The 800-nt window shown below is 59.4% G+C and carries 1 protein-coding gene; it reads right to left on the minus strand.

Going from position 1 to position 800, the window contains the following annotated elements; all coding sequences use genetic code 11:
- The coding region (locus tag A3730_RS00320; protein WP_197477199.1) for a GNAT family N-acetyltransferase at window positions 1–800 on the minus strand (800 nt) is incomplete at both ends.

The following is an 800-nucleotide window of genomic DNA, read 5'->3' on the forward strand; positions in this document are numbered from 1 at the left end:
CAGGCCCATCAATGGTGCGCTGAAGAATTCCGGCAGCACGGCGAGATCGGCGCGGTGATCGGACAGCGCGTCGATAAAGAATTCCACCTGGTTGNGCAGGTCCTGCACGTCGCGGGCGGCGCGCATGCGGCGCTGGACCACGCCCACGCGCACCACAGTACGGCGCGGCCACTCGGCGTCGTCATCTTCCGGTTCGTAGAGGATGTTGTCCCATTCCAGCAGGGTGGCGTAGCCGTGGGAGTCTTCGTCTTCCGGCAAATACGCTTTCATCAAACGTTTCACGTCGAAGCCATTGGAAAGCTGGAATGACAAAATAGGATCGTAGATGGCGCGGGCTTCCACCTGCTCGATATATTCGGTCACCGGCATCTGGTCCGCGTAGTTGGTATACCCCGGCAGGCGACCACCCGCCAAAATCGCACGCAGGTTTTCTTCCCGGCACAGCTCTTTACGCGCTTCGTAAAGCCGGCGCCCCAAACGGTAGCCGCGGTATTCCTTGTCCACGAACACATCCAGGCCGTACAGCGCATCGCCATTCTTGTCGTGGGAGCGCACCTTGTCATCGGTGATCAGGTCTTCGTAGCGATGCGGGTTGGAGAAACGGTCGTATTTGACCTTGATGGTCAGCGCCGTGGCCACCAGCTCGCCGTTATCCTCAATGACCAGCTGCCCGTCCTGAAAAATGCGGATCAGGGTCTTGATGGTGTCTTCCGGCCAGGCCCCACCAATATCGTGATAGACCTGATCCATAAGGCGCGCCAGCGCCGGGTAATCGTCTTCGGTGAGCGTACGCAAACGCA

It is taken from the genome of Alcanivorax sp. HI0044, from assembly GCF_001634945.1.